17 protein-coding genes and 1 pseudogene are annotated in these 20,560 nt (G+C 69.0%); 8 read left to right on the top strand and 10 right to left on the bottom strand.

What is annotated here, in order from left to right:
* Nucleotides 1-70 precede the first annotated feature (70 nt).
* The gene (locus tag ACFYXH_RS24360) at nt 71-1,300 is read left to right on the top strand and encodes a PP2C family protein-serine/threonine phosphatase (RefSeq protein ID WP_389566583.1); all 1,230 of its coding nucleotides are present in this window, start codon (nt 71-73) and stop codon (nt 1,298-1,300) included.
* 68 nt (nt 1,301-1,368) lie between these two features.
* Here the strand turns inward: ACFYXH_RS24360 and ACFYXH_RS24355 are convergent, their stop codons facing one another.
* The 3 genes from ACFYXH_RS24355 to ACFYXH_RS24345 all read right to left on the bottom strand — a co-directional run bounded on the left by ACFYXH_RS24355 (nt 1,369) and on the right by ACFYXH_RS24345 (nt 4,737).
* Nucleotides 1,369-2,973, bottom strand: coding sequence for a cation acetate symporter (locus tag ACFYXH_RS24355; RefSeq protein ID WP_389566580.1), 1,605 nt, complete (start codon nt 2,971-2,973; stop codon nt 1,369-1,371).
* Nucleotides 2,973-3,173 (bottom strand): hypothetical protein, encoded by a 201-nt coding sequence (locus ACFYXH_RS24350; protein ID WP_362691496.1) that lies wholly within the window; start codon nt 3,171-3,173, stop codon nt 2,973-2,975. The genes ACFYXH_RS24355 and ACFYXH_RS24350 overlap by 1 nt, the downstream gene beginning before the upstream one ends.
* A gap of 283 nt (nt 3,174-3,456) precedes the next feature.
* Nucleotides 3,457-4,737 (bottom strand): PucR family transcriptional regulator, encoded by a 1,281-nt coding sequence (locus ACFYXH_RS24345; protein ID WP_389566577.1) that lies wholly within the window; start codon nt 4,735-4,737, stop codon nt 3,457-3,459.
* 229 nt (nt 4,738-4,966) lie between these two features.
* On the opposite strand from ACFYXH_RS24345, the pseudogene ACFYXH_RS24340 reads away from it, so the two are divergent.
* Nucleotides 4,967-5,236: pseudogene (locus tag ACFYXH_RS24340) on the top strand (DNA-binding response regulator); the annotation flags it as partial.
* 295 nt (nt 5,237-5,531) lie between these two features.
* Nucleotides 5,532-6,203 (top strand): pyridoxamine 5'-phosphate oxidase family protein, encoded by a 672-nt coding sequence (locus tag ACFYXH_RS24335; RefSeq protein ID WP_389566574.1) that lies wholly within the window; start codon nt 5,532-5,534, stop codon nt 6,201-6,203.
* Between the two features lie 87 nt (nt 6,204-6,290).
* Here the strand turns inward: ACFYXH_RS24335 and ACFYXH_RS24330 are convergent, their stop codons facing one another.
* Nucleotides 6,291-6,950, bottom strand: coding sequence for a TetR/AcrR family transcriptional regulator (locus ACFYXH_RS24330; RefSeq protein ID WP_389566571.1), 660 nt, complete (start codon nt 6,948-6,950; stop codon nt 6,291-6,293).
* Between the two features lie 345 nt (nt 6,951-7,295).
* On the opposite strand from ACFYXH_RS24330, the gene ACFYXH_RS24325 reads away from it, so the two are divergent.
* Nucleotides 7,296-8,540 carry a YncE family protein gene (locus tag ACFYXH_RS24325; protein WP_389566809.1) on the top strand — a complete coding sequence of 415 codons (1,245 nt, stop codon included), beginning with the start codon at nt 7,296-7,298 and terminating at the stop codon, nt 8,538-8,540.
* A 116-nt stretch (nt 8,541-8,656) separates the two neighbouring features.
* Here ACFYXH_RS24325 and ACFYXH_RS24320 read toward each other — a convergent pair whose 3' ends face one another.
* Together ACFYXH_RS24320 and ACFYXH_RS24315 are read right to left on the bottom strand one after the other, a co-directional pair.
* Nucleotides 8,657-10,153, bottom strand: a complete 1,497-nt coding sequence (locus tag ACFYXH_RS24320) for a phosphatidylinositol-specific phospholipase C domain-containing protein (RefSeq protein WP_389566568.1) — start codon at nt 10,151-10,153, stop codon at nt 8,657-8,659.
* 238 nt (nt 10,154-10,391) lie between these two features.
* Nucleotides 10,392-11,186, bottom strand: a complete 795-nt coding sequence (locus ACFYXH_RS24315; protein ID WP_389566565.1) for an intradiol ring-cleavage dioxygenase — start codon at nt 11,184-11,186, stop codon at nt 10,392-10,394.
* 492 nt (nt 11,187-11,678) lie between these two features.
* Between ACFYXH_RS24315 and ACFYXH_RS24310 the strand changes: the two genes are divergently transcribed.
* The 3 genes from ACFYXH_RS24310 (at nt 11,679) to ACFYXH_RS24300 (ending at nt 14,665) form a co-directional block, all read left to right on the top strand.
* Nucleotides 11,679-12,251: a MarR family winged helix-turn-helix transcriptional regulator gene (locus ACFYXH_RS24310; protein ID WP_389566563.1), complete on the top strand. Its 573-nt coding sequence runs from the start codon at nt 11,679-11,681 to the stop codon at nt 12,249-12,251.
* A gap of 198 nt (nt 12,252-12,449) precedes the next feature.
* Nucleotides 12,450-13,940, top strand: a complete 1,491-nt coding sequence (locus ACFYXH_RS24305) for an aldehyde dehydrogenase (protein ID WP_389566806.1) — start codon at nt 12,450-12,452, stop codon at nt 13,938-13,940.
* Nucleotides 13,937-14,665: a gamma-glutamyl-gamma-aminobutyrate hydrolase family protein gene (locus ACFYXH_RS24300; RefSeq protein ID WP_389566560.1), complete on the top strand. Its 729-nt coding sequence runs from the start codon at nt 13,937-13,939 to the stop codon at nt 14,663-14,665. Before ACFYXH_RS24305 ends, ACFYXH_RS24300 begins: the two co-directional genes overlap by 4 nt.
* Nucleotides 14,666-14,727: 62 nt before the next feature.
* Here ACFYXH_RS24300 and ACFYXH_RS24295 read toward each other — a convergent pair whose 3' ends face one another.
* The 4 genes from ACFYXH_RS24295 to ACFYXH_RS24280 form a co-directional block, all read right to left on the bottom strand.
* Nucleotides 14,728-15,585, bottom strand: coding sequence for a fumarylacetoacetate hydrolase family protein (locus ACFYXH_RS24295; protein ID WP_389566557.1), 858 nt, complete (start codon nt 15,583-15,585; stop codon nt 14,728-14,730).
* A gap of 1 nt (nt 15,586) precedes the next feature.
* Nucleotides 15,587-16,552 carry a 3,4-dihydroxyphenylacetate 2,3-dioxygenase gene (locus tag ACFYXH_RS24290; RefSeq protein ID WP_327327704.1) on the bottom strand — a complete coding sequence of 322 codons (966 nt, stop codon included), beginning with the start codon at nt 16,550-16,552 and terminating at the stop codon, nt 15,587-15,589.
* Nucleotides 16,545-18,017 carry an aldehyde dehydrogenase gene (locus ACFYXH_RS24285; protein ID WP_389566554.1) on the bottom strand — a complete coding sequence of 491 codons (1,473 nt, stop codon included), beginning with the start codon at nt 18,015-18,017 and terminating at the stop codon, nt 16,545-16,547. The genes ACFYXH_RS24290 and ACFYXH_RS24285 overlap by 8 nt, the downstream gene beginning before the upstream one ends.
* Before the next feature lie 147 nt (nt 18,018-18,164).
* A complete protein-coding gene (locus ACFYXH_RS24280) occupies nt 18,165-18,971 on the bottom strand; it encodes an acetoacetate decarboxylase family protein (RefSeq protein ID WP_389566551.1) in 807 nt (268 codons plus the stop codon).
* 198 nt (nt 18,972-19,169) lie between these two features.
* Between ACFYXH_RS24280 and ACFYXH_RS24275 the strand changes: the two genes are divergently transcribed.
* Complete coding sequence (locus ACFYXH_RS24275) at nt 19,170-20,552, top strand: glutamine synthetase family protein (RefSeq protein ID WP_389566549.1); 1,383 nt, start codon at nt 19,170-19,172, stop codon at nt 20,550-20,552.
* Nucleotides 20,553-20,560: the final 8 nt, after the last annotated feature.

Genomic DNA, 20,560 nt, shown 5'->3' with positions numbered 1-20,560 from the left:
GATCTCCGCTGATGCCTATCGTGGAAAAGTCGCAAGATCGAAGCGACGCGGCACTAGGCGGGAAGCAATGATGCGGGAATCCGGGATCGACTATGAGGCCGTTTTCCATACCTTGCCCAGCGCGGTGGCGCTGCTCACTCCGCAGCTGCTGTACGCCGACGCCAACGAGGCGTACCTGCGCTTGTCAGGCCGCGCACGGGAACAGCTGCTCGGGATGCATCTCTTCGACGTCTTCCCCGACAATCCCGGCGACCCCGACGCGTCCGGCATGCGCAACCTGAAGGCGTCACTGCTGCGGGTGGTGGAGTCGGGTTTGCGCGACAGCATGGCGCTGCAACGCTACGACGTCGAGGCACCCGACAGGCCCGGCGTGTTCGAGGAGCGGTACTGGAGCCCGGTCAACGCCCCCGTTCTCGATCCGGACGGAAAGGTCGTACTGATCGTGCACCGGGTGGAGGAAGTCACCGAGCTCATCCGCGCCCGCTCCCGCCAAGATGCAGGGCACCGCCATCAGCTGATGGAGGCCGAGCTATACACCCGCGCCCGGGAACTGCAGGAGGTCAATGAACGACTGCGCCAGGCACACGCCCGCGAACGGCAGGTCGCCCTCGCCCTGCAGGAAGCGATGCTGCCCGCACCGCGCCCGGTCGGCCATCACCGGGCGGCGGTGCGCTACCGGCCCGCCGTCGGCGCTCTGAACGTGTGCGGCGACTGGTACGACCTGGCCGAACTGCCCGGCGACCGCATCGCTGTCGCCGTCGGTGACGTCGTCGGCCACGGCCTGCCCGCAGCCGGCGTCATGGGACAGCTGCGGAGCGCCCTCAGCGCCGCCGTACGCGTCGCCGACGGACCCGCGACGGCGCTCGACGTCGTCGACCAGTACGCCCGCTCCATCGAGGGCGCCGAGTCCACCACAGCGGTCCAGGCCATCGTCAACTGCGACAGCCACACCATTACCTACAGCAGCGCCGGCCACCCGCCGCCCGCGCTGCTCCAACCCGACGGCACGGTCCAGTTTCTCGACCGGGCCACCGACCCCCCGCTCGGGGCCCGCCTTGAGCACGTCCCCCGCCCCCAGGGCGACGCCGCCTTCACCGACGGTGCCACCCTCGTGCTCTATACCGATGGACTGACCGAACGCCGCGGTGAAGACATCGACACCGGACTCGCCCGCCTCACCGAGTGCCTCACCCGGCATCCCACAGCCGATGCCGATGCCCTCGCCGATTACCTGCTGTCCAAACTGATCCCACCCGGCGGGAACACCGACGACACCGCTCTTGTCGTCATCCGTCTCTGAGCCCCGGCCCTTCTCAGAACGGCCGCCCGCCCCACTGCGGGTGTCGGCGGGGCGAGCAGGCCGCCGCCCTAAACCCTGACACGCTCCGCGACCGTCTGCACCCGCCCCCTTCCCACGACGCTGCCCAGCCAGCCGAGCAGGAAAGCGGCCGGCATCGACACGAGGACGACCGTCTGGAGCGGGAACCAGTTGAGGTGCCAATTCGGGAAGAACGCCCAGGGGTTGCCCGAGAAGACCGGGCCGGATATCTGCAGCCCGATGGCGCAGCACAGGCCTCCATACAGTGTCCAGAACAGTCCAGTTCGCGTGTAGCCGCTCCAGAAAAGCGAGTACACCAGCGCCGGCAGCAGGCAGGAAGCAGCCACCGCCAGAGAGAGAGCCGACAGGAAACCCATGTTCCATCCCTGGACCCAGACCGCCAGCCCGATGCTCAGGACTCCGACGCCGGCGGACGCATAGCGTGCGGCGGCCACCTCTCGCCCCTCGGTCGTGCGCCCACGGAACAGGACATGCGTGTACAGGTCGTGGGCGATCGCCCCGGCGGCCGCCAGGGTGACGCTCGCAACCACCGAAAGCGTGGTGAGGAACACCGCGGAGGAGACCAGGACGACGAGGAGTGCCCCGCCCGTGTCGATGGACGAGCCGCCCGCCAGTTCGCCGGTGAGCATCAGCAGGCTGCTGTTGCCTCCCGGATCCGCGGCCAGGATTACCGGGGCGCCGATCAACGCGGCGGCCGCGAATCCCGTCACGGCTGTGGCGAGGCAGAAAGCACCGACGATGCCGACGGTGTGGCGCACCGTACGGCGTGCGGTGGCAGCGTCGGGAGCTGCGTTGAGTTGCATGGCAACGTGGGGCATGCAGGCCACACCCAGCACGATGGTGATCATCAGGCCGATGAAGTCGAGTGTGCCTCGGGGGCCGGTGCTGCCGGCGAATCGGAGGCCGGGACGCATATAGACGGCCGGGCGGCCACTGCCCTTTCCGGCGGCGTCGATCAGGGAGTCGCTGCTCCAGTGAAAGCGATGCAGCAGCACAGCTGTTACAGCCACGGCCATGCCGAGCAGCACCACCGTTTTGATCACCTGAAGTGCCACGGTTCCGCGCATACCGCCGAACGCTGTGGCGCAGACGACCAGCGCGCCGATCATGACGATGGCTGTCTGTTCGGCGCCCGGCCCGGACAGCCCCAGCAGCATCGCGGTGGTCGCTCCCGCACCTGAGAGTTGCACGACCAAGTAGGGGACGCATGCGCTCAAGGTCACGACGGCGACCGCCATCCGTACCGCGGGCCCCGGAGCCCGCAGAGCGAAAGTGTCGCCCAAGGTGTAGCTGCCGCGCTCGCGCAGGGGGGCGGCCAGCAGCAGGAGCACGCCGAGTGAAAGTACGGTGCACAGAGCGATGAACAGACCGTCGTAGCCAAAGACCGCGACGCTTCCCGTGGTGCCGAGCACCGTGGCCGCGGACAGGTAGGCCCCGGACAGTACGAGGGCTCCCCGCAGCGGCGGCAGCCTCCGGCCTGCTGTGTAGAACTCGTTGACACGGTCCCTCTCAGGGCCGCTGAGAACGCAGATGAAGAGTATGGGGACGATCAACGTCAAGAAGCCCACGAGAACCAGGGAGCGCGTGTCCGTGTCCAAGGTGCGGGGCGCAGCGAGCAAGACGTCGGGAATCATCAGTACTCCACGTCCTGGTCGTTCGGTACGAGTTCACCGGCACGCCGGTCGTACCGCGCCGCCGTCCACAGCAGGAGGGCCCCCTGGAGAAGAACTGCCAGCACGCCGACGTTGATCTCTCCCCAGATGCGGGTGGCCATGAAGTCGGCAGCGGAGCAGGCGAGCAGCAGATGTACGCCGAAGGTCAGTCCATTGACCACGGCGAAAGCGACACCTGGGCGATGCGGCCGTGGTTGATGATGAAGCGGGGCGGCGTGTTGTTGAGCCATGACGTTCTCCTGGCGGGCAGGGATGAGGGCGGATCACCTCAATGCGGGGCTCACCAGAACACGCGCGGCCATGGCCGGTCCACGCGCTGTGCTCGCCCTGTTGTCCGCTCCCAACGCCGGCCTGGGGTCATTGTGCGGATGCCCATTCAGCCGTGCCGTGCGAGCCCGGCGCCGCCTGCGCCGACGCCCATCGGCCAGGGATGGGCATCCGACGTCAGGCGGACGGCAGCGGGTTCCCTTCGTACGGGGCGCCAAGTACGGCGGCTGGTCCGAGCAGGCGGTGCGCGTCGAGCGCGAGGGTGAGTTGCACCAGATCACGAGGGCGGGACAGAGCGAGTCCGGTGATCTGCTCGATGCGGCGGAGACGGTTGAGCACGGTGTTGCGATGGCAGAACATGTGCCGGGCGGTCTGGACGGCGGAGCCGCCGTTCTCCATCCAGATACCGAGGGTGTCGAAGAGCGTGTCGCGATCGGCGGGTTCAAGGTCGTACAGGGGCCGGAGCACCTGGTGGGCCAGTTCGGCGGACAGATCGGGCCGTGAGATCAGGAGCCCGTCGGGCAGGCAGGAGTCGAGCCGGGCTATGTCACCGTCGGCCCGGCAGGTGCGAACGGCGAGTTCAGCCATGTCACGCGCACGGGACAGGCTGTCCAGACCCTGGACGACCGGGCTGATCCCGATACGCAGCCCGGGACCGGCGGCCAGACCGGAGGCGAGCACGTCCAGGGGACGGTCGCCCAGGTGGGCGACGAGGACATCGCCCTGGGGGCGGGTGTGGCGCAGGATCCGGATGCCGCGCACCTCCGGAATGGTCTTGGGCGCGCGGCCGTACGGCGGTGTGGCCCGTACCGCCGCTACCGCGAAGCGTCCGCCGAGCGGCAAATCGAGGATCGCCGCTGCATCCCGGGTGAACTCGGGTTCGCTGGGGTTCTCCAGCAAGGCGGCGAGGACCAGGCGGACGCGTTCACCGTGCCGACTGGCGACGCCCTCGGCGACCTGCCGGTAGGCGTCGGCGACCAGAACGGCGTCGCGGTCGTTGCTCTTCCACACCAGCTCGGCCACGTGTACCAGTTGGCGCGAGTCGCCGAGCCTGTCCCGCTCCACCACGCTGATGATCCCGCCCCACACCTCCGAACCGGCGACACGGAAGGCGTGCAGCACCTCGTCGAGAGGACGGCCCTGTTGGGCGCGTCTTATGCCGAGCTCTCTTGTGTAGCGCTCGATGCCCACAATCCTGGTCGGATCCAGGCTGGCTTCCAGCCCGTGGCGCACGCCGGTGCTCACGGATTGCCTCAGGTCGGGCGGTGCCAGCACCAGGTCGGCGTAGTACGGCACCTCGGCGCGGATCTTCTCCACCACGCTGTCGGCGAATTCCGTGCCACGCCCCAGAAGGTGCCGGCAGGCACGGTCGAAGAGCTGGAGAGGAGAGGAATCCGTGATGCCATCGATCAGCGGGCCGCTGACGACTGCGTCGTGGGTGCGAGGACTGGTGTGCATGGACCCTCCAGGTGGACGGGGCGTGCGAGAACACCACGGCGAGCCGCCATGTCGTGAGCTGGACGGGGCGCCGTGCGACCTCCACCGGGTCAGCCGCCGGTGCGCGGAAGCAGGCGGCACCTTCCAGGAAGCCATCATGCTAAGCAGTTGGTTAGCTCGGGGCGAGGGCTCAGCCCAAACCGTGATGATTCCGCGCAGGTTGCGGCGCCGGCGGAAGCCGGATCACCGGGTCCTGACCACCTTCGACGAGGCCGAGCACGTCTACGGCGCGCTCCGCGCCGGCGCGAGCGGATTCACGGTCAAGGACATGACACTGAACGACCTCCTCGCGGCGTTCCGCGTGGTCACCGTCGGTGACGCGCCGATCGCGCCCGGTGTCAGACGCCGCCTGATCGCGGACTTCGTTCAACGCCCCCTTCCCGCCGCGGAGCCCTCCCGGCGGCCGGTCGCGGCCGTCACCGAGCGGAAACAGGAGGCGCTGACCCTGGTCGGACGCGGCCGGGGCTGGGGCTGGTCACGCCGCCCCGCTGATCGCATCTCCTGGCCGGCCTTTCGCTGTTTGCGATCAGCACATCGTCGGTCAGCAGAGCTCGTTGCCCCAGGCGCTGGACGAGCTCGGCACCGCGGACCAGTATGAAGCCTGCCTCAGTGGCCACCCCGGATGGCCGCGGTGCCCATGAGTCATACTGCGGCGCGGACCGCCACGGACGCGGATGCACTGCGACACCCCGGGATGTCCTCGTCCTGTCCTGGCAGTTGGACCTTGCTCGCTCTCAGGAGGAGACCCACCAGCCGTGACCCCACACGACGAGACCATCGGCTCCCCCGGCGAGCGATTGGTGCAGAAGCAGTTCGGCACCGCCGACCGCGCAGCCGACTTCTACGACCGGCAGATGCATGACTTCCTCACGCCCCCCATGCGGGAGTTCATAGCCAGTCAGACCATGGTGTTCCTGTCCACAGCCGACGCTGGTGGCGCCTGTGACTCCACCTTCCGCGCCGGGCCGCCCGGGTTCGTCATCGCGCTTGACGACCGCACATTGACCTACCCCGAATACCGCGGCAACGGCGTACTGGCCAGCGTCGGAAACATCACCGAGAACCCTCATCTCGGTCTGCTCTTCATCGACTTCACTCGACACCACATAGGCCTGCACATCAACGGGTCGGCCGAGCTGCGCACCGAGCAGGAGCAACGAGCCGAGTACCCCCGCCTCCCGAGGGACACAGCACCCGGCCGACAGCCGCAGATGTGGATACACATGACGGTCGAGGAGGCGTATGTCCACTGCTCCAAACACATCCCCCACCTGGAACCCGCTCCACGGCCGCGCGCCTCGGAAATGAACCGCCCCAAGGATGCCGCGTACTTCACGGAGCCCGCTCACCCCGCGGCGTCCGGGGTGGGCACCGGCGAGAGCCCGCCGGAATCCTGGTGGCTCCGTCGCCGGTGGCTCCGGCGCTGACGGAGGACGAGCCGGACTCGGTCGAGCGGCAAGCTGTTACGCGTACGCCAACTCACCGAACACCTTGGCCGGTTGATCCGAGGAACGCTACGCGCCGGGCCACTGGCCGGACGGACGGACGATGCCCAGCAGCAACAGCACGAGCTCGTCGACGACCTGGTCGAGCGTCGCGTCCACCCAGCCGGCCCTCCAGTCGTGCAGGAGACCGTTCACACTTCCGATGAAGGCCGCCGCGGCGACCCGGTAGTCACGCGGCGCGGCCTCACCGCGCTCGACCGCCGCCGCAGCTTCCGCGCAGATGAGATCCACCCAGCGGGAGCGCCGAGCAAGACGCTGCTCCTCCAGCCGCGGACTGACACCGATGATCTCGACGAAAGTGATCCGGATACGGCGTGGGTCGCCGGTGACGTTGGCGGCGTAGGCGCGGAAGGCCGCCGCGGCCCGCTCCGCGATCGGAAGACCGTCGACATCGGCGAGCGCGGCCAGGGCGGCCTCCTCCGCCCAGTCGTTGACCTGCAGGTGCAGAGCGGCGAGCACGTCTTCGAGGGTGCGGAACTCTTCGTAGAACTGACGCGTGGACAGTCCCGCGGCCTCGCTCAAAGCGGCCACGGTCGTGGCACGGTAGCCGGGGCTGTCGCCGAAGAGCTGGAGTCCGGCAGCGAGGAACCGCTGACGCCGCTCGGCCTGCCGTTCCTCGGCGGACCTGCCCGCGTAACGGCCAGTCGGTTGTCTGAGCCTGCCCGCCACTGACCCTCCCTCGTCGGTCCGCACCATTTTCTCGTGTCGTGAGCCTTGTGGAGTGTCCCGCCCCTCGTTACTTTCCAGTAGCCCAATCTGAATGGTCGCGTATTCAGATTGGGCGAGGCCCAGCTGTCCGCACAAGCCGCGGTCGAAGCTCGACCCACCTCGCTCCACTGCGACGTCCGGCACCGCAAGCACCACTTCCGCACCACGAGGTCCAACTCGCCCCCCACGGAAGGAACGACGATGTCTCTGCCCACAAGGCGGCGTTCACAGCGGATCGTCTCCGTACGTGTCCCCCAGCGCTGCCCGTCCCTGCGCTCGCTCAGCGCTCTCGCCGCGGCCTTCACCATGGCCGTCGCAGGCTCCGCGACAACGGCCGCCGCGTCCGCCGCGCCGACCGCCCCTCGAGCAACGCCCGGCACCGCCGCACATGTCGGCGCCGCCGACCTCAAGGAGGTGATGTTCGTGGGCAACAACTGGGACGGCACCGCCGACGTCATCGCGTCCCACGGCGACTTGGCCAGGATCGGCCGCATCAACGTCATACCGGACAAGGACCAGCGGCTCGCGGAGATCTACCTCAACCCGGTCAAGCTCATCTACTTCCTCGGCATCCGCAACGGCCCCGGCGAGGGGCACGACCAGTTCGTCGACGACATGTACTCCACACCGGACGGCTCAGCGATGGTCGTCTCCCGCCCGAGCTTCGCCGACGTCGTGTCGATCGATCTGGCCACCGGCCGGATCAACTGGCGCTTCCCCGTCTCCGGATACCGCTCCGACCACATGGCGGTGTCCCCCGACGGCACACGCGTCGCCGTCTCGGCCTCGACCTCCAATACCGTCCATGTGCTCGACATCCGGACCGGCAAGCAGCTCGGGTCGTTCAAGACCGGCGACAAACCGCACGAGAACGTCTTCACCGACGGCGGCAAGTACCTGTGGAACATGTCGATCGGCGAGGTCAACACCGCCCTCGACGACCCCGCGATGGACTGGACGAAGGGCGACCGCCGCATCACCGTCGTCGATGCCACGACCTTCAAAGAGGTGAAGGTCATCGACATGCGCTCGCGACTCGACGCCTTCGGCCGCAAGGACCTGTCCGACGCGGTCCGCCCCGTCGCCTTCACACCGGACCAGTCCAAGCTCTACTTCCAGGTCTCCTTCTTCAACGGCTTCCTCGAATACGACGTCGCATCCGACCGGATCACCCGGGCGAAGACGCTGCCGAAGAACCCCACGACCAGCGAAGACCGCACCACATGGGTCAACGACTCCCGCCACCACGGTATGTCGATGAACTCCGCGGGCGACAAGCTGTGCATCGCCGGGACCATGGACGACTACGTGACGATCGTCGACCGGGCCTCGCTCCAGGAGGGGCCGCTGGTGCCGGCCTCGAAGCCGTACTGGGCGACCGTGAGCGGCGACGGTGCATCCTGCGTCATCTCCGAGAGCGGCGCCGACCGCGTCACCGCGATCGACTTCGCCACCGGCAAGAAGGTCGCGTCCGTAGCGGTCGGCGACCACCCGCAGCGTGTACGCATCGCCCATGTGGCAGCCGACTGGACCAGCCCTTCCACGAGCTGACCTCCTGCCGAGGCCTGCTGGTCACAGCGCCCCGGACGATGGGGCAGCAGACTCGTGATGGCCGCCGTCGCCGGAATCCCACTACCCGGCAATCACGACGATTGCCGGGCACCAACTCAGCGCAGGAACCACCGCTGGTTGGCGCCACCTTGGCAGGTCCAGATCACCAGCTGGACCCCATCGGTGGTGGACGCACCCGGGACGTCGAGGCATTTGCCGGACTGGGCCCCGATCAGCCGGCCGCCGGCTCCCTGCGTCCACCTCTGGTTCGTGCCGCCGTGGCACGTCCACAACTGCACGACGGCTCCGTCGGCGGTGCTCCCGGCCGCCACGTCCAGGCAGGCACCGTTGATGCGGAGACTTCCGTCCGGCGCGGCGGTCCAGAACTGCACGGCGCTGCCGTTGCACGTCCACAGCTCGACCTTGGTGCCGTTCGCGCCCGAGCCGTTGTAGGCGTCCAGGCACTTGCCGGCGAGACCGGAGGGGACGAAGCCGGTCAGCCCGCCGGGCTGGTGGCGGATGATCGCGGCGATGAGTGCGTGACCCGGGAAGTCCGTCATCACTATGCCGGTGCGGGCACTGTTGCCGCCGCCCAGGTAGTCCACGGTGCGCTGGTTGAGCCCCGTGCCGCCGCCGTATCCGCCGGCGACGTCGGCCGGAGTGGCCCCGAAGGGGGCGCAGTTGGCGGATGTGTAGGTGACATACATGGCGCCCGAGGAGTCGTTGCCCGCCTCGGCCAGGTTCGCCTGCGCCCGGCTCCACTTCTGGTCGAGGCCGCACTGGGTCCAGTCGTTCTCGATGTACCGGCCCCAGTCCCCGCTCGTCAGCTGCGTCAGGCCGAAGCCGGAGTAGACCTGGCCCCGGGGACCGGTGAACCGGGTCAGCACGATGCGGCCCCGTACCTGTCCGAGGGTGGGCATGGCGGCTGCGCTCGTACCGGTGACCGTGGGTGCGTAGAACAGGCCCGGATAGCGGGCCAGATAGCTGTTGAAGACCCTGATACGGCCCTCGGTGGTGGTGTTCGACGGGTCGTCGGCGCAGTGCCCGGTCGAGCCGCTTCCGCTGCCGCCCTCGGTCGTGTTCGCGTCACACTCGCCGTGCAGGTTCAACAGGACGGTCTCGGTGGGGTGTGCGCTGAGGAAATCGCGGGCCTTGGTCAGCACATCGTCGAAGTTCGCGTTCTGATACACGTCGCTGTGGTGGATCGCGAACGCCGATCCGCTGTTGACGACCCGTACGCGGATGTCGATCGCCCGGATCCCCGCGTTGAGCTGGGCGGTCAGGGTAGCGCTGCTGTCACCGTGGTTCTCCTGTGCCTCGTACGCCGAGGGTGCCAGCCAGCCGCCGTGGATGGCGAGTGTGTCATGCGTACCCGGTATCGAGAGGCTTCCCAGGCTCACCTGGCTGGATGCGCCGCCCATCCACTCCGGATGGCTTTGCGCGGTCAGGCTGTTGAAGGCGTCCGAGGATGTCGAGGGCTGTGCCGTGGCCGTCCCGGGAGCGAGGACACCGAGCGAGGCGCCGAGCAGCCCGCCGGTGGCACCCAGCACGATCCAGCCGCGCAGGCGGTGAAGCAGCCGTTGCGGGAACCGAGCACGTAACGAGACCGCCATCATCACCCTCCGGGTGGTAGTGATCCGACCCCTTGCGAGCGCCAAGAGTGGACTACACCAATGGCGCAGTCAAGGGATGTCGATCGCGTCGCTGGAAGCGGGCGGCCGGCCACGCGTTGATCCACGCTGTTTCTGTCCGGCCCGGCTGTACCGGGTGGACTGCGAGTGAGCCAATGGGACGGCGCAGCCGTCGGCCGACGGCTGCGCCGTTACGAACCCGATCAGGTCACTGATCTCGTCAGGGAGTTGCGGTGGGATCGATGCCGAGCACCACGGTGCCGATGACACCTTGGCTGAGTGTGCTGCCGACCAGGGTGATGGTGAGCAGCGTCGACGACCCACCGTTGCGGTAGATGCCGTCCTGGGCGTTGAGCGTTCGGCGGGCGGTGTTGGTCCGGTACGGGGTGAGGGCGGCGACCTGGGTGTTGTAGTTCTCGGGGAAGTACAGCTGGCCGGTGTGGGAGACGTGCCCGCCCTCGTACGTGCCGCCGGAGACGGTGCCGCCGACATGCGTCTTGAGGTGGATGTGCAGGGCGCGGCCGACGTACCAGCCGGGGTAGATGGTGGTGAACTCGGCGACACCACTGGAGTTGGTGAGCTGAACACCGCGCAGGAAGGTGGTGTCCGGGGTCGAGCCGCCGGCGACGTAGCCGGAGTAGATCCCCCGCGCGTCGCACTGCCATATGTCGACGGCGACATCCGGGAGCGGGGCGCAGGTTCTGGTGTCGATCACCGTGGTGCGCAGGGTCAGCGGCACTCCGGGTTTGCCTTCGGTGATGTTCTTGCGGACCGTTTCAAGGTCCAGGTAGTAGGGGCCTTCTGTCTGTTCTGGAGTCAGCACGCACGCGGCTTCGAGCTTGGCGGCCGCCGGTGCCTGTTCGCTTTGCGGGCTCGCCCCGAGCCCTTCGGGGGCCGCGAGTCCTGCGGCGGCCAGTGACAGTGCGGTAGCGCCGAGTCCGGTGAGAACTGCGCGACGGGATGCGCTCTCGCGGCCGTTGGACGGCTCGCTCTGGGGGTGGGGGGATTCGCTCATGGACCGAAAAGGTAGGCGCATGCCGTGTGCATGACAAGGACGTCTTTTGGCCACAAACGATTTCTGGCGGTACGGGCGGCCGCCGACGTAGCGGTTGAGTGCGGACGCTGTGCGGGCGAGCCTGCCCGGCGGTGTGCCCGTCGTCCAGACCACATGGACTTTGCCGTCTGTCGGGGATCACCTTTCGGCGCTTGGGCCACTCGGCCTTGAAGCAGGGACTGACCTGCACCCGCACCCGAGCTGCAACGTCCCCGGCGAGTAACTCCCCTTCCCCTGGGGGACTTTCGAAGACATTCGAAGTCTTTACCGGCCCTCGACCCGCTACGGAAGGAGACGGCCTGGAAGCGCGAAGGACCCCTCCCCCGAATCAGTGGGGAGGGCCCTTGCGCCGCGCCCATCAGCACGCCGCCGGGACCGCAAAAAAAGGGGGGCCCGGTCGGCGCCCACCTATAATTCGAATCCGAACAGCCGCGATCATTCGGAGGAGGGTTCGTGCCTGGTCAGCGATCCATCACTGAGACCGAGCGGATGGTCCGGGCCAAGCTGGGCGACACGCCGATCCGGCACGAGCAGATGGCCATGGTGGGCAACATCCACCGCGCGGCCGCGGCGGTGCGCCAGCATGTGGAGAACTCCGTGCTGCGCGGCTCCGACCTGACCTGGACCGGCTTCGTTGTGCTGTGGGTCGTATGGATCTGGGGCGAGATGGAGACCCGCCAGGTGGCCGAGGAAGCGGGGATTTCGAAGGGCACGCTGACGGGCGTCGCGCGCACCCTCGAGTCGCGGGGACTGGTCAGGCGCACCGAGCACCCCACCGACGGCAGGCGGGTGCTGCTGGCCCTCACCGACAAGGGTGAGGCACAGATGCACAGCCTCTTCCCGGAGTTCAACGCCGAGGAGGCCTTCGTCGCCGAGCAGCTGAGCGACGAGGAGTGCCTGCAGACGGCGGACGTGCTGCGCCGCGTCGTCGTACAGATCGAGGCGCATGGCGAGGAGCGGCGGATGCAGCTGCTCGACGGGGCTCCCCCGGTACGGCGGCGCAGCGGGCGGCGCCCGAAGGCGTGAGCGATCGCCCCTGGGCCTGAGCACGCACGCCCCCGGTCCACACGATCCCCCAGCCCACGATCCCGCAGTCTCGCGCCCCCCGACCTCACCGTCCCCCCGGCCCCACCGTCCCCCCGGCCCCAAGTACGGTCGGCCCCTTGTCGGCGCAGGCACAGTTTCATATCGTTTGAACTCAAACGGATGAGAGGAGTAGGGATGATGCTGAGCCTCACCCCTGACGAACTTCTGCGCCGGGCCAAGGAAATAGAGCTGCCCGCACAGCACCACATCGACGGCGTCGACGAGCCCGGCGGCGGCTCGACCTTCCCGGCCGTGTCGCCCCGCGACGGCCAGATACTGACCGAGGTCGCCGATGCCCAGGCCGCCGAGGTCGACCTCGCCGTGGCCGCGGCGCGACGCGCCTTCGACAGCGGCCCCTGGCCCCGACTGGCCCCCGCCGACCGCGGCCGCGCCCTGCTGCGGATCGCCGGTCTGCTGGAGGAGCGGCGCGAGCAGCTCGCCCTCACCGTGTGCCTGGAGATGGGCAAGACCATCAAGGACGCGTACGAGATCGAACTGCGCGCCGCCATCAACACCTTCCGCTGGTACGGGCAGCTGGCCGACAAACTCACCGACGAATCCCCCCACACCGCCTCCGACGCACTGGCCCTCATCACCCGCGAACCCGCCGGGGTCGTCGGCGCGGTCGTCCCGTGGAACTTCCCGCTCACCCTCGCCTCCTGGAAGGTGGGGCCCGCGCTCGCCGCCGGCTGCACGGTCGTACTGAAGCCCTCCGAGTGCTCGCCGCTCTCCGCCCTGATGCTGGGCCGCATCGCCACCGAGGCCGGGCTGCCGCCGGGCGTCCTCAATGTCGTCACCGGTGACGGCCCCACCGCAGGCCGGGCCATCGGACGCCACCCCGACGTCGATGTGCTCGCCTTCACCGGATCGACCGCCGTGGGACGACAGTTCCTGCGGTACGCCGCCGACTCCAACCTCAAGCGCGTCTGGCTGGAGCTGGGCGGCAAGTCGCCGAACATCATCCTCCCCGACGCCCCCGACCTGGACCGGGCCGCCGCCACCGCCGCCTGGGGCATCTTTTTCAACCAGGGCGAGATGTGCACCGCACCGTCCCGGCTGCTGGTGCACTCCTCCATCGCGGAGCAGATCACCGACGCCGTCGTCGAACGCGCGGAGGCCCTGCGCGTGGGCGACCCGCTGGACCCCGGCACCGAGATGGGCGCCCTGGTCGGCGAGGGCCACCTGGGCCGCGTCATGGACCACATCGGCGCCGGCGTCGTCGAGGGGGCACGGCTGCGCACCGGAGGGGCCCGCACCCTCGCGGCGACCGGTGGCAGCTATCTGGAACCAACGGTCTTCGACCTGGTGCAACCCACAATGCGGCTCGCCCGCGACGAGATCTTCGGTCCCGTCCTGTCCGTGCTCACGTTCGACGACATCGACGAGGCCGTCGCGCTCGCCAACGCCACCGACTACGGCCTCGCAGCAGGCCTCTGGACCAGCGACCTCACCACCGCCCACCGGGTTTCGCGCGCCCTCAGGGCCGGCACCGTCTGGGTCAACTGCTACGAGGAAGGTGATCTGACCGTTCCCTTCGGCGGGATGAAGCAGTCCGGCAACGGCCGCGACAAATCCGCCCACGCCCTCGAGAAGTACACCGAGCTCAAGACGACCTGGATCCGGCTGTGACAGCCCCAAGGCCCCTGATCGCGGTCCCCGCCCGCTTCGCCGCCTCCACGTCCGCGCTGCGGTACGCCGCCGAGGTCAACGCCCGTGCCCTCGTCGAGGCGGTGTGGCGGGCGGGCGGGGAGCCCGTGACCATCCATCCGTACGCCCCCGGAGGCATCGCCGATCCGGCCGGGGTCGCGGCCCGACTGGCCCGGTTCGACGGCGTCCTGCTGCCCGGCGGAGGCGACCTCGCCCCGCACCGTTACGGAGACCCGGGCCGGCACGACAGCGTGTACGACGTGGACGACGAGCAGGACGGCTTCGACCTCGAGGTCGCCCGTCAGTCGCTGCGAACTGCCCTGCCGCTGCTCGCCGTCTGCCGGGGGCTCCAGGTCGTCAACACCGTGCTCGGCGGCACTCTGCACCAGGACATGGGCGGTCGCGAGCGCGAGCACCGCCATGTGGTGCACCCCGTAGCGCTGCGGCCCGGTTCGCGGATCGCGCAGATCACCGGTGTCGAGAAGACCGAGGCCTCCTGCTATCACCACCAGCGGGTCGACCGACTCGGTGAGGGGCTGCACATCACTGCCACGGCCGCCGACGGCACGCCCGAGGCTGTGGAACTCACCGGAGCGCAGGGCTGGTTCGCGGCCGTGCAGTGGCATCCCGAGGACACCGCACACGAGGATCCCGTCCAGCAGCGGCTCTTCGACGCGCTGGTGCGGGCTGCCGGCGACTTTCTGTGAAAAAGTAAAAGGTGTGGGGCCGGATCCCTGATGATCCGGCCCCACACCTCTTGCTCGGGGGCTCAGTCCCGCCTGGGTGGCCTGATGCCGCGGAACTCCCAGTCGCCGCCGAGCGCGGTGGAGAGCACCTCCTCCGACTCGGTGGGCTGCGCGCCGACGTCCGCGCGGATCGCGGTCGGGCCGCTGACGATGTGGTTGGTGAGTCGGCCGAGGCCCTCGACCTCCACCTCGACGACATCTCCGGGCTTGACGGGCCGCGAGTTTGCCGGCGTGCCGGACAGCAGAACGTCGCCGGGGAACAGGGTGATCGTGCGGGCGATGTCGGCGACGAGATAGTGCATGTCCCACTTCATCTCGTCGGTCGAACCGTCCTGGACGACTTCGCCGTTGACGTATGTACGCAGCCGCTTGCCGTGGAAGTCCCAGTCGGTGACCAGGCCGGGTCCGAGCGGGCAGAGCGTGTCGGAGCCCTTGACGCGCAGCATGGAGCCGGCGTCGGTGTCGCGGAAGTCGTGCAGGCCGTAGTCGTTGGCGACGGTGTAGCCCGCGATGTACTCCCCCGCCCGGTCCGGCGCGATGTTGCGGCAGGTCCGGCCGATGACGATGGCGACCTCGCCCTCATAGTTGAGCCACTTGCAGCCCTCGGGGCGAACGACGGCGCCCTGGTGGGCGTTGAGCGACGACGTCGGTTTATGGAAGTACGTCGGTGTGTCCGGGAGGCCGATCCGGAACTCGTCGACCCGGCTGCGGTGGTTGAGATGGACCGCGACGATCTTGGACGGGACGACCGGTGGCAGATGCTGAGCCTCGTCGGCCTTGACCCGGCGGCCGTCGCCGGCGACCAACTCGTCGCCGTCACGGACGGTCTCGACGACGGCGCCGTCGAGGAGGACGCGGCGGTACTCGGACGTCTCAGCCATGTCAGCTCTCCTGGTCGGCGTGCGGGTCACGGTGGTGGTGCGGGTCGTGGCGCAGGCCGGGTGCGGCGTTGGGGGTGCCGGTCCCGGTCCAGCCGTCGGCCGGTCGGTCGAACCACAGATGCGCCTGGCCGGTGCCGATGGCGTTCTCGTACTCCCCGTACTGCCGGGCCGTGGCGATGCACTCACTCTCACCGAGGGCGCCCGCCATCATCAGATAGTGGAAGAACTTCGCCTCGGGCTTGTGCTTCCAGAACTCCGGCATGGTCTCAAGGACCTTGGCGTGGCGGCCTTCCTTGAACCAGGCGATGCGCTCGTAGTCGGCCTCCCGGGCCCCGGCGCTGAAGATGTGGGAGGGGTCGCTGGGCTCGTGGTCGCGCAGCTCGCGCAGCGGCCAGAAGGTGTGCGACAGCGCACCGGAGGCGATCAGCAGCACCTTGCGGCCCGGGGTCGCGGCGATGCCGTCGGCGAGGGCGCGGCCGAGCCGCAGGTGGTCCTGCATATCGCCGGTCTGGCAGACGCCTATGGTGACCCAGCGCTTGTCGGGCAGGCCTTCACCCAGGTACTTCCACAGGTTGATGGTGGCGTAGTAGATCGGCAGATAGACGTCGTCGATGGCGGTGATCCAGGTGCCGTGCTTCTCGGCGAACTGCGCGACGTTGTGGGCGAGTTCGGGGTCGCCCGGGAAGTCGTACGGCATACGGCGCATCCCGCGCGGCAGCTCTTCGGAGGTAAACAGGCCGGCGCGGCGGTCCTGGGCGGTGATGACGAACTCGACGGTGGTTGCCCAGTGCGAGTCCAGGACGACGACGGTGTCGTAGTCGGCGGTCTCGAAGACATCCCGGCGCAGCTGCTGAAGACCGGTGACAAGGGTGATCTCCTTGCCGTCGTTCAGCTCGAACCGGTCCTCCTGCGAGAGCACGATGGTGGGGACGTGCGAAAGCAGTCCCGCACCGACGATCTCACCCATGGTCCCGCCATCCCTTCGGTGCCGTCACGCTGTTCTTGATGTCGCAGTAGAAGTCGAAGCTCCAGGTGCCGCCCTCACGGCCGATACCGGAGTGGCGGGAGCCGCCGAACGGCGCCTGCAGGTCTCGTACGAAGAAGCAGTTGACCCAGACCGTGCCCGCGACGAGCTGTGCGGTGACGCGCTCGGCGCGCTCGCGGTCGCCGGTGACGACGGTGGCGGCCAGGCCGAAGCGGGTGTCGTTGGCGAAGGCGACCGCTTTGTCCTCCGTGCCGAAGGTCTGCAGAGTCAGGACGGGGCCGAAGACCTCCTCCTGGACGATCTCGCTGTCCTGCGCCACGTCGGCCAGCAGCGTCGGCCGGTAGTAGAGGCCGCCCAGCTCGGTGTTGGGGCCACCGCCGATGACGGCGCGTGCGCCGGCCGCGAGCGCCCGCTGCACAAAGCCGTCGATCTTCTCCAGCTGGCGCGAGTGGATGTTGGGGCCGATGCCGGTGGCCTCGGCGCGTGGGTCGCCCTGCCGGAGCTGTTCGGCTTTGGCCACGAAGCGCCGGGTGAACTCATCGGCGATCGAGTCCTCGACGAGGATGCGAGTGGCGGCCAGGCACACCTGTCCGGCGTTGTCGTACTGCTCCACGGCCAAGTCGACGGCTAGGTCGAGGTCTGCGTCCGCGAAGACCAACAGGGGTGATTTGCCGCCCAGTTCGAAGCTGGCGGGTGTCAGGTTGACGGCGGTCGCGGCGGCAATCGTACGAGCCGTGGGCACCGAACCGGTGAAGCTGACGCGCCGCACGTCCGGGTGCGAGACAAGAGCGCTGCCGGCCTCGGAGCCGTACCCCTGGAGGATGTTGAGGATGCCGGCCGGGAGTCCCGCCTCGGCTGCGATGTCCGCGAGCAGGGATGCGGTGAGCGGGGACCACTCGGCGGGCTTGAGGATCACCGTGTTTCCGGCCGCGAGAGCCGGGGCGATCTTCCAGGTCGCGAGCATCAGCGGTGCGTTCCACGGCGTGATCAGGACGCAGGGGCCGGCCGGGTCCCAGGAGACGTGGTTGGTGTGACCGCGTGTGTCGAAGTCCTCGTGGCCGAGCTGGAGCAGCCAGTCCGCGAAGAAGCGGAAGTTGTGCGCGACGCGCGGCATGACGCCGCGGCGGTGGGAGCGCAGCAGGGCGCCGTTGTCATGCGTTTCGACGATCGCCAGGTCCTCGATGCGTTTCTCGACGCCGTCGGCGATGGCGTGCAGGATGCGGGCGCGTTCGGCTTGCGGGGTGCCGGCCCAGGCGGGGAAGGCGCCCTTGGCGGCGGCGACGGCCGCCTCGGCCTCCGTCGCCGTGCCGCGGGCGATCTCACCGAGCGTGCCGCCGTCGATGGGCGAGACGTCGGTGAAGGTCTCGGCTGAGGCAACGCGCTCGCCGCCGATCCAGTGCCGGGTGTCGACGGCGACGCCGGCGACGGTGGTGATGTGTCCGGTCATGTCCAGGTGCTCCAGGTGCTGCAGGTTGCGATGAGGAGTGCGGGCGCCGCTGAAAGAGGAGCCTCGCCGGTGTTTGAGGCGCGGGGTCCGGCGCGGAGCCCGTCCTGCCGCGGCAAAGAGGGGGCGGGGAGAGCTCGCCGCAGGCGCCTACTCGGCCCGGGACGTGCCGGACTCCAGCACATGCCCGCCGTCCCAGACCGCCCCCACCTGCCGGTAGTACGCCGCGATCGGCTCCCGTACCTCCAGCCGCACCAGTTCCTCCGTCGGCGCCTCGAACAGCTCGAGCTCGGCCTCGCCCCGCCAGGCCTGCCCTGCCTCGAAGGACGCGGCGCCGGTCTCGATGAGCTCGTCCAGGGCGAGCCCCTTGCCCTTCTCCACGGAGGGGAGCCAGCGGTGGTGGGCCATGGGGTGTCCGTTGACGAACCCGTTCGTCTCCGACTCCTCCCGCAGCGTCACCACGGCCTGCGCGAGGCGCCGGTCGGCGGCCGCGAGCGTCGCCCCGAAGCGGGCACCGGCCTCGATCCGCGGGGCGGGCCCGTACGGATGCGGACGGGTCTGATGGATCGAGCCGAGCTTCTTCGGGTAGCCCTGGTGCAGCCCGCGGGCGATCGCGAAGTCCTTGTCGACCCAGATGTAGACGCAGCGGGAGTACGTTCTCCCCCGATAGGAGCAGCGGACCACCGCGAAGGCCTCCTTGTACTGGGAGCGCACCGGGTCGAGCAGTTCCTCGCGGGAGCCGGAACAGGACTGCCAGTCGGCCCAGATGAGGGCGACCGCACCCGGGTCCTCGTCGGCGAGCTCCAGCGGTTCGGGGAGAAGTTCGCGCACCCGGGCGGGATCGGTGCGGTACTCGACGGTGAGGAGGTCCCCGGAGTAGTGCCATGGGGGCGAGGGGATGAGCGATGAGCTGCCCGTCGCCGTCTTGGGGTGGAAGTAACCGCGCGTCAGCGACACGATGTCTCCTCGGTGGGGTGGGGGCAGCCGCTAAATTCGTTTGGATCCAAATAACAGCCTCCCCGCACCCTCCGTCAACCCCGCCCACCACCCGATTCGCTTCCGCCGGAACGGTCCGCGCGGGAGGCTTGCAAGGGAGGGCCTCACAGAATACGTTTGACCCCAAACGGCATGCGGGACGACCGGAAGGGGCACACAGTGTCCACCCACCCCTCCCCCACACATCCGGGCGCCACACCGGAGGAACTCGCCGCTCTCGCGGACGAGCTCTCCGCCCAGGGCATCGACCTCGTCCGGGTACTGTGGAGCGATCTGCACGGAGTCGCCCGGGGCAAAGAAGTGCACGTCAGCGAGTTGTCGCGGTTTGCCGGGCCCGGCCTGTCCTTCTGCCAGGCCGTCATGGTCACCGACCTCGGCGGAAACCCGCTGGACCTGTCCGAAAGCTCGGGAAGCGGCTGGCCCGACGCCCATGCCCGGATCGACCCGGCAACGCTCGCGATCCCCGGCTATGCGCCCGCAACCGCGTTCCTGCTCGCCGACGTCACGGACTCCTCGGAGAACCACACCCCGTTGCATCTGGACCCGCGCGGGCTGCTGCGCAGCCAGGTCGACCGGCTCGCCCGCCGCGGCCTGAATGCCGTCGCCGCGCCCGAGCTGGAGTTCTATCTGCTGGCCCCGGACCCGAAAGCGCCGCACGGCTGGCGGCAGTACTCCGAGCACGACAGCGCCGGATACGTGGTCGGAGCTGCGTACGACCCCGACTCCCTGCTCCCGCTGCTGATCCGCGAATGCCATGCGCTCGGGCTGCGCGTCCAGACCGGCAACCAGGAGTTCAGCGGCGGCCAGTTCGAGATCAACCACACGCACGGACCGGCGCTCGAGGCCGCGGACCGGGCTTTCCTCTTCAAGTACGCCGTGAAAGAGATCGCGGCGGCCCGCGGTCTGCGGGCCACCTTCATGGGCAAGCCCTTCGCCGACAAGGCGGGCAGCGGACACCACGTCCATGTGTCGCTCGTGGACAACGACGGCGGGAATCTCTTCGCCGATCCGTCGGGCGAGGGCGGTCTCAGCATCCTCGGACAGTCCTTCCTCGCGGGCGTTCTTGAGCACGCACCGGCGCTCACCGCCCTGCTCAACCCCACCGTCAATGCCTACAAGCGGCTCGCCTCGCCCGACTCTCTCGCGCCCGCCACCGCCAACTGGGGCTACGACAACAGAACCGCTTACGTACGGATCCCGCCCGAGCGCGGCCCCGGCACCCGGCTCGAGGTTCGCGTCGCTGACGGCGCCGCAAACTCCTACCTCGTCATCGCGGCCCTGCTCGCAGCGGGACTGGACGGAATCGATCGCGAACTGGTCCCGCCCCCGTCCCTCACGGAGAACCCGCGCACCGAGGGTGTACCGCCGCTGCCGTCCTCGTTCGGCAGTGCTCTCACCGCCCTGGAGGAGGACAAGGTCCTCGGCGAAGCGCTCGGACCCCGCTTTGTCGAGGTCTTCATCGCCCTGAAGCGCCAGGAACGCGCCCGTTTCGAACGCGCGGTCACCGACTGGGAGTTCCGCGAGTACGCACGCATGCTCTGACCACTGCA

The sequence above is a fragment of the Streptomyces sp. NPDC002730 genome (assembly GCF_042888805.1).
Lineage (GTDB): Bacteria > Actinomycetota > Actinomycetes > Streptomycetales > Streptomycetaceae > Streptomyces.
The sequence above is the reverse complement of the archived record's forward strand: the minus strand, read 5'-3'. Positions and strand labels throughout refer to the sequence as shown.

Excerpts from the sequence above, each read along its gene's own strand:
- ACFYXH_RS24345 (WP_389566577.1), bottom strand. The coding sequence starts at position 4,737 with ATGCACACCAGTCCTCGCACCCACGACGCAGTCGTCAGCGGCCCGCTG.
- ACFYXH_RS24295 (WP_389566557.1), bottom strand. The coding sequence starts at position 15,585 with ATGGCTGAGACGTCCGAGTACCGCCGCGTCCTCCTCGACGGCGCCGTC.
- ACFYXH_RS24355 (WP_389566580.1), bottom strand. The coding sequence starts at position 2,973 with ATGATTCCCGACGTCTTGCTCGCTGCGCCCCGCACCTTGGACACGGAC.
- ACFYXH_RS24285 (WP_389566554.1), bottom strand. The coding sequence starts at position 18,017 with ATGACCGGACACATCACCACCGTCGCCGGCGTCGCCGTCGACACCCGG.
- ACFYXH_RS24325 (WP_389566809.1), top strand. The coding sequence starts at position 7,296 with ATGGCCGTCGCAGGCTCCGCGACAACGGCCGCCGCGTCCGCCGCGCCG.
- ACFYXH_RS24315 (WP_389566565.1), bottom strand. The coding sequence starts at position 11,186 with ATGAGCGAATCCCCCCACCCCCAGAGCGAGCCGTCCAACGGCCGCGAG.
- ACFYXH_RS24360 (WP_389566583.1), top strand. The coding sequence starts at position 71 with ATGCGGGAATCCGGGATCGACTATGAGGCCGTTTTCCATACCTTGCCC.
- ACFYXH_RS24320 (WP_389566568.1), bottom strand. The coding sequence starts at position 10,153 with ATGGCGGTCTCGTTACGTGCTCGGTTCCCGCAACGGCTGCTTCACCGC.
- ACFYXH_RS24305 (WP_389566806.1), top strand. The coding sequence starts at position 12,450 with ATGCTGAGCCTCACCCCTGACGAACTTCTGCGCCGGGCCAAGGAAATA.
- ACFYXH_RS24290 (WP_327327704.1), bottom strand. The coding sequence starts at position 16,552 with ATGGGTGAGATCGTCGGTGCGGGACTGCTTTCGCACGTCCCCACCATC.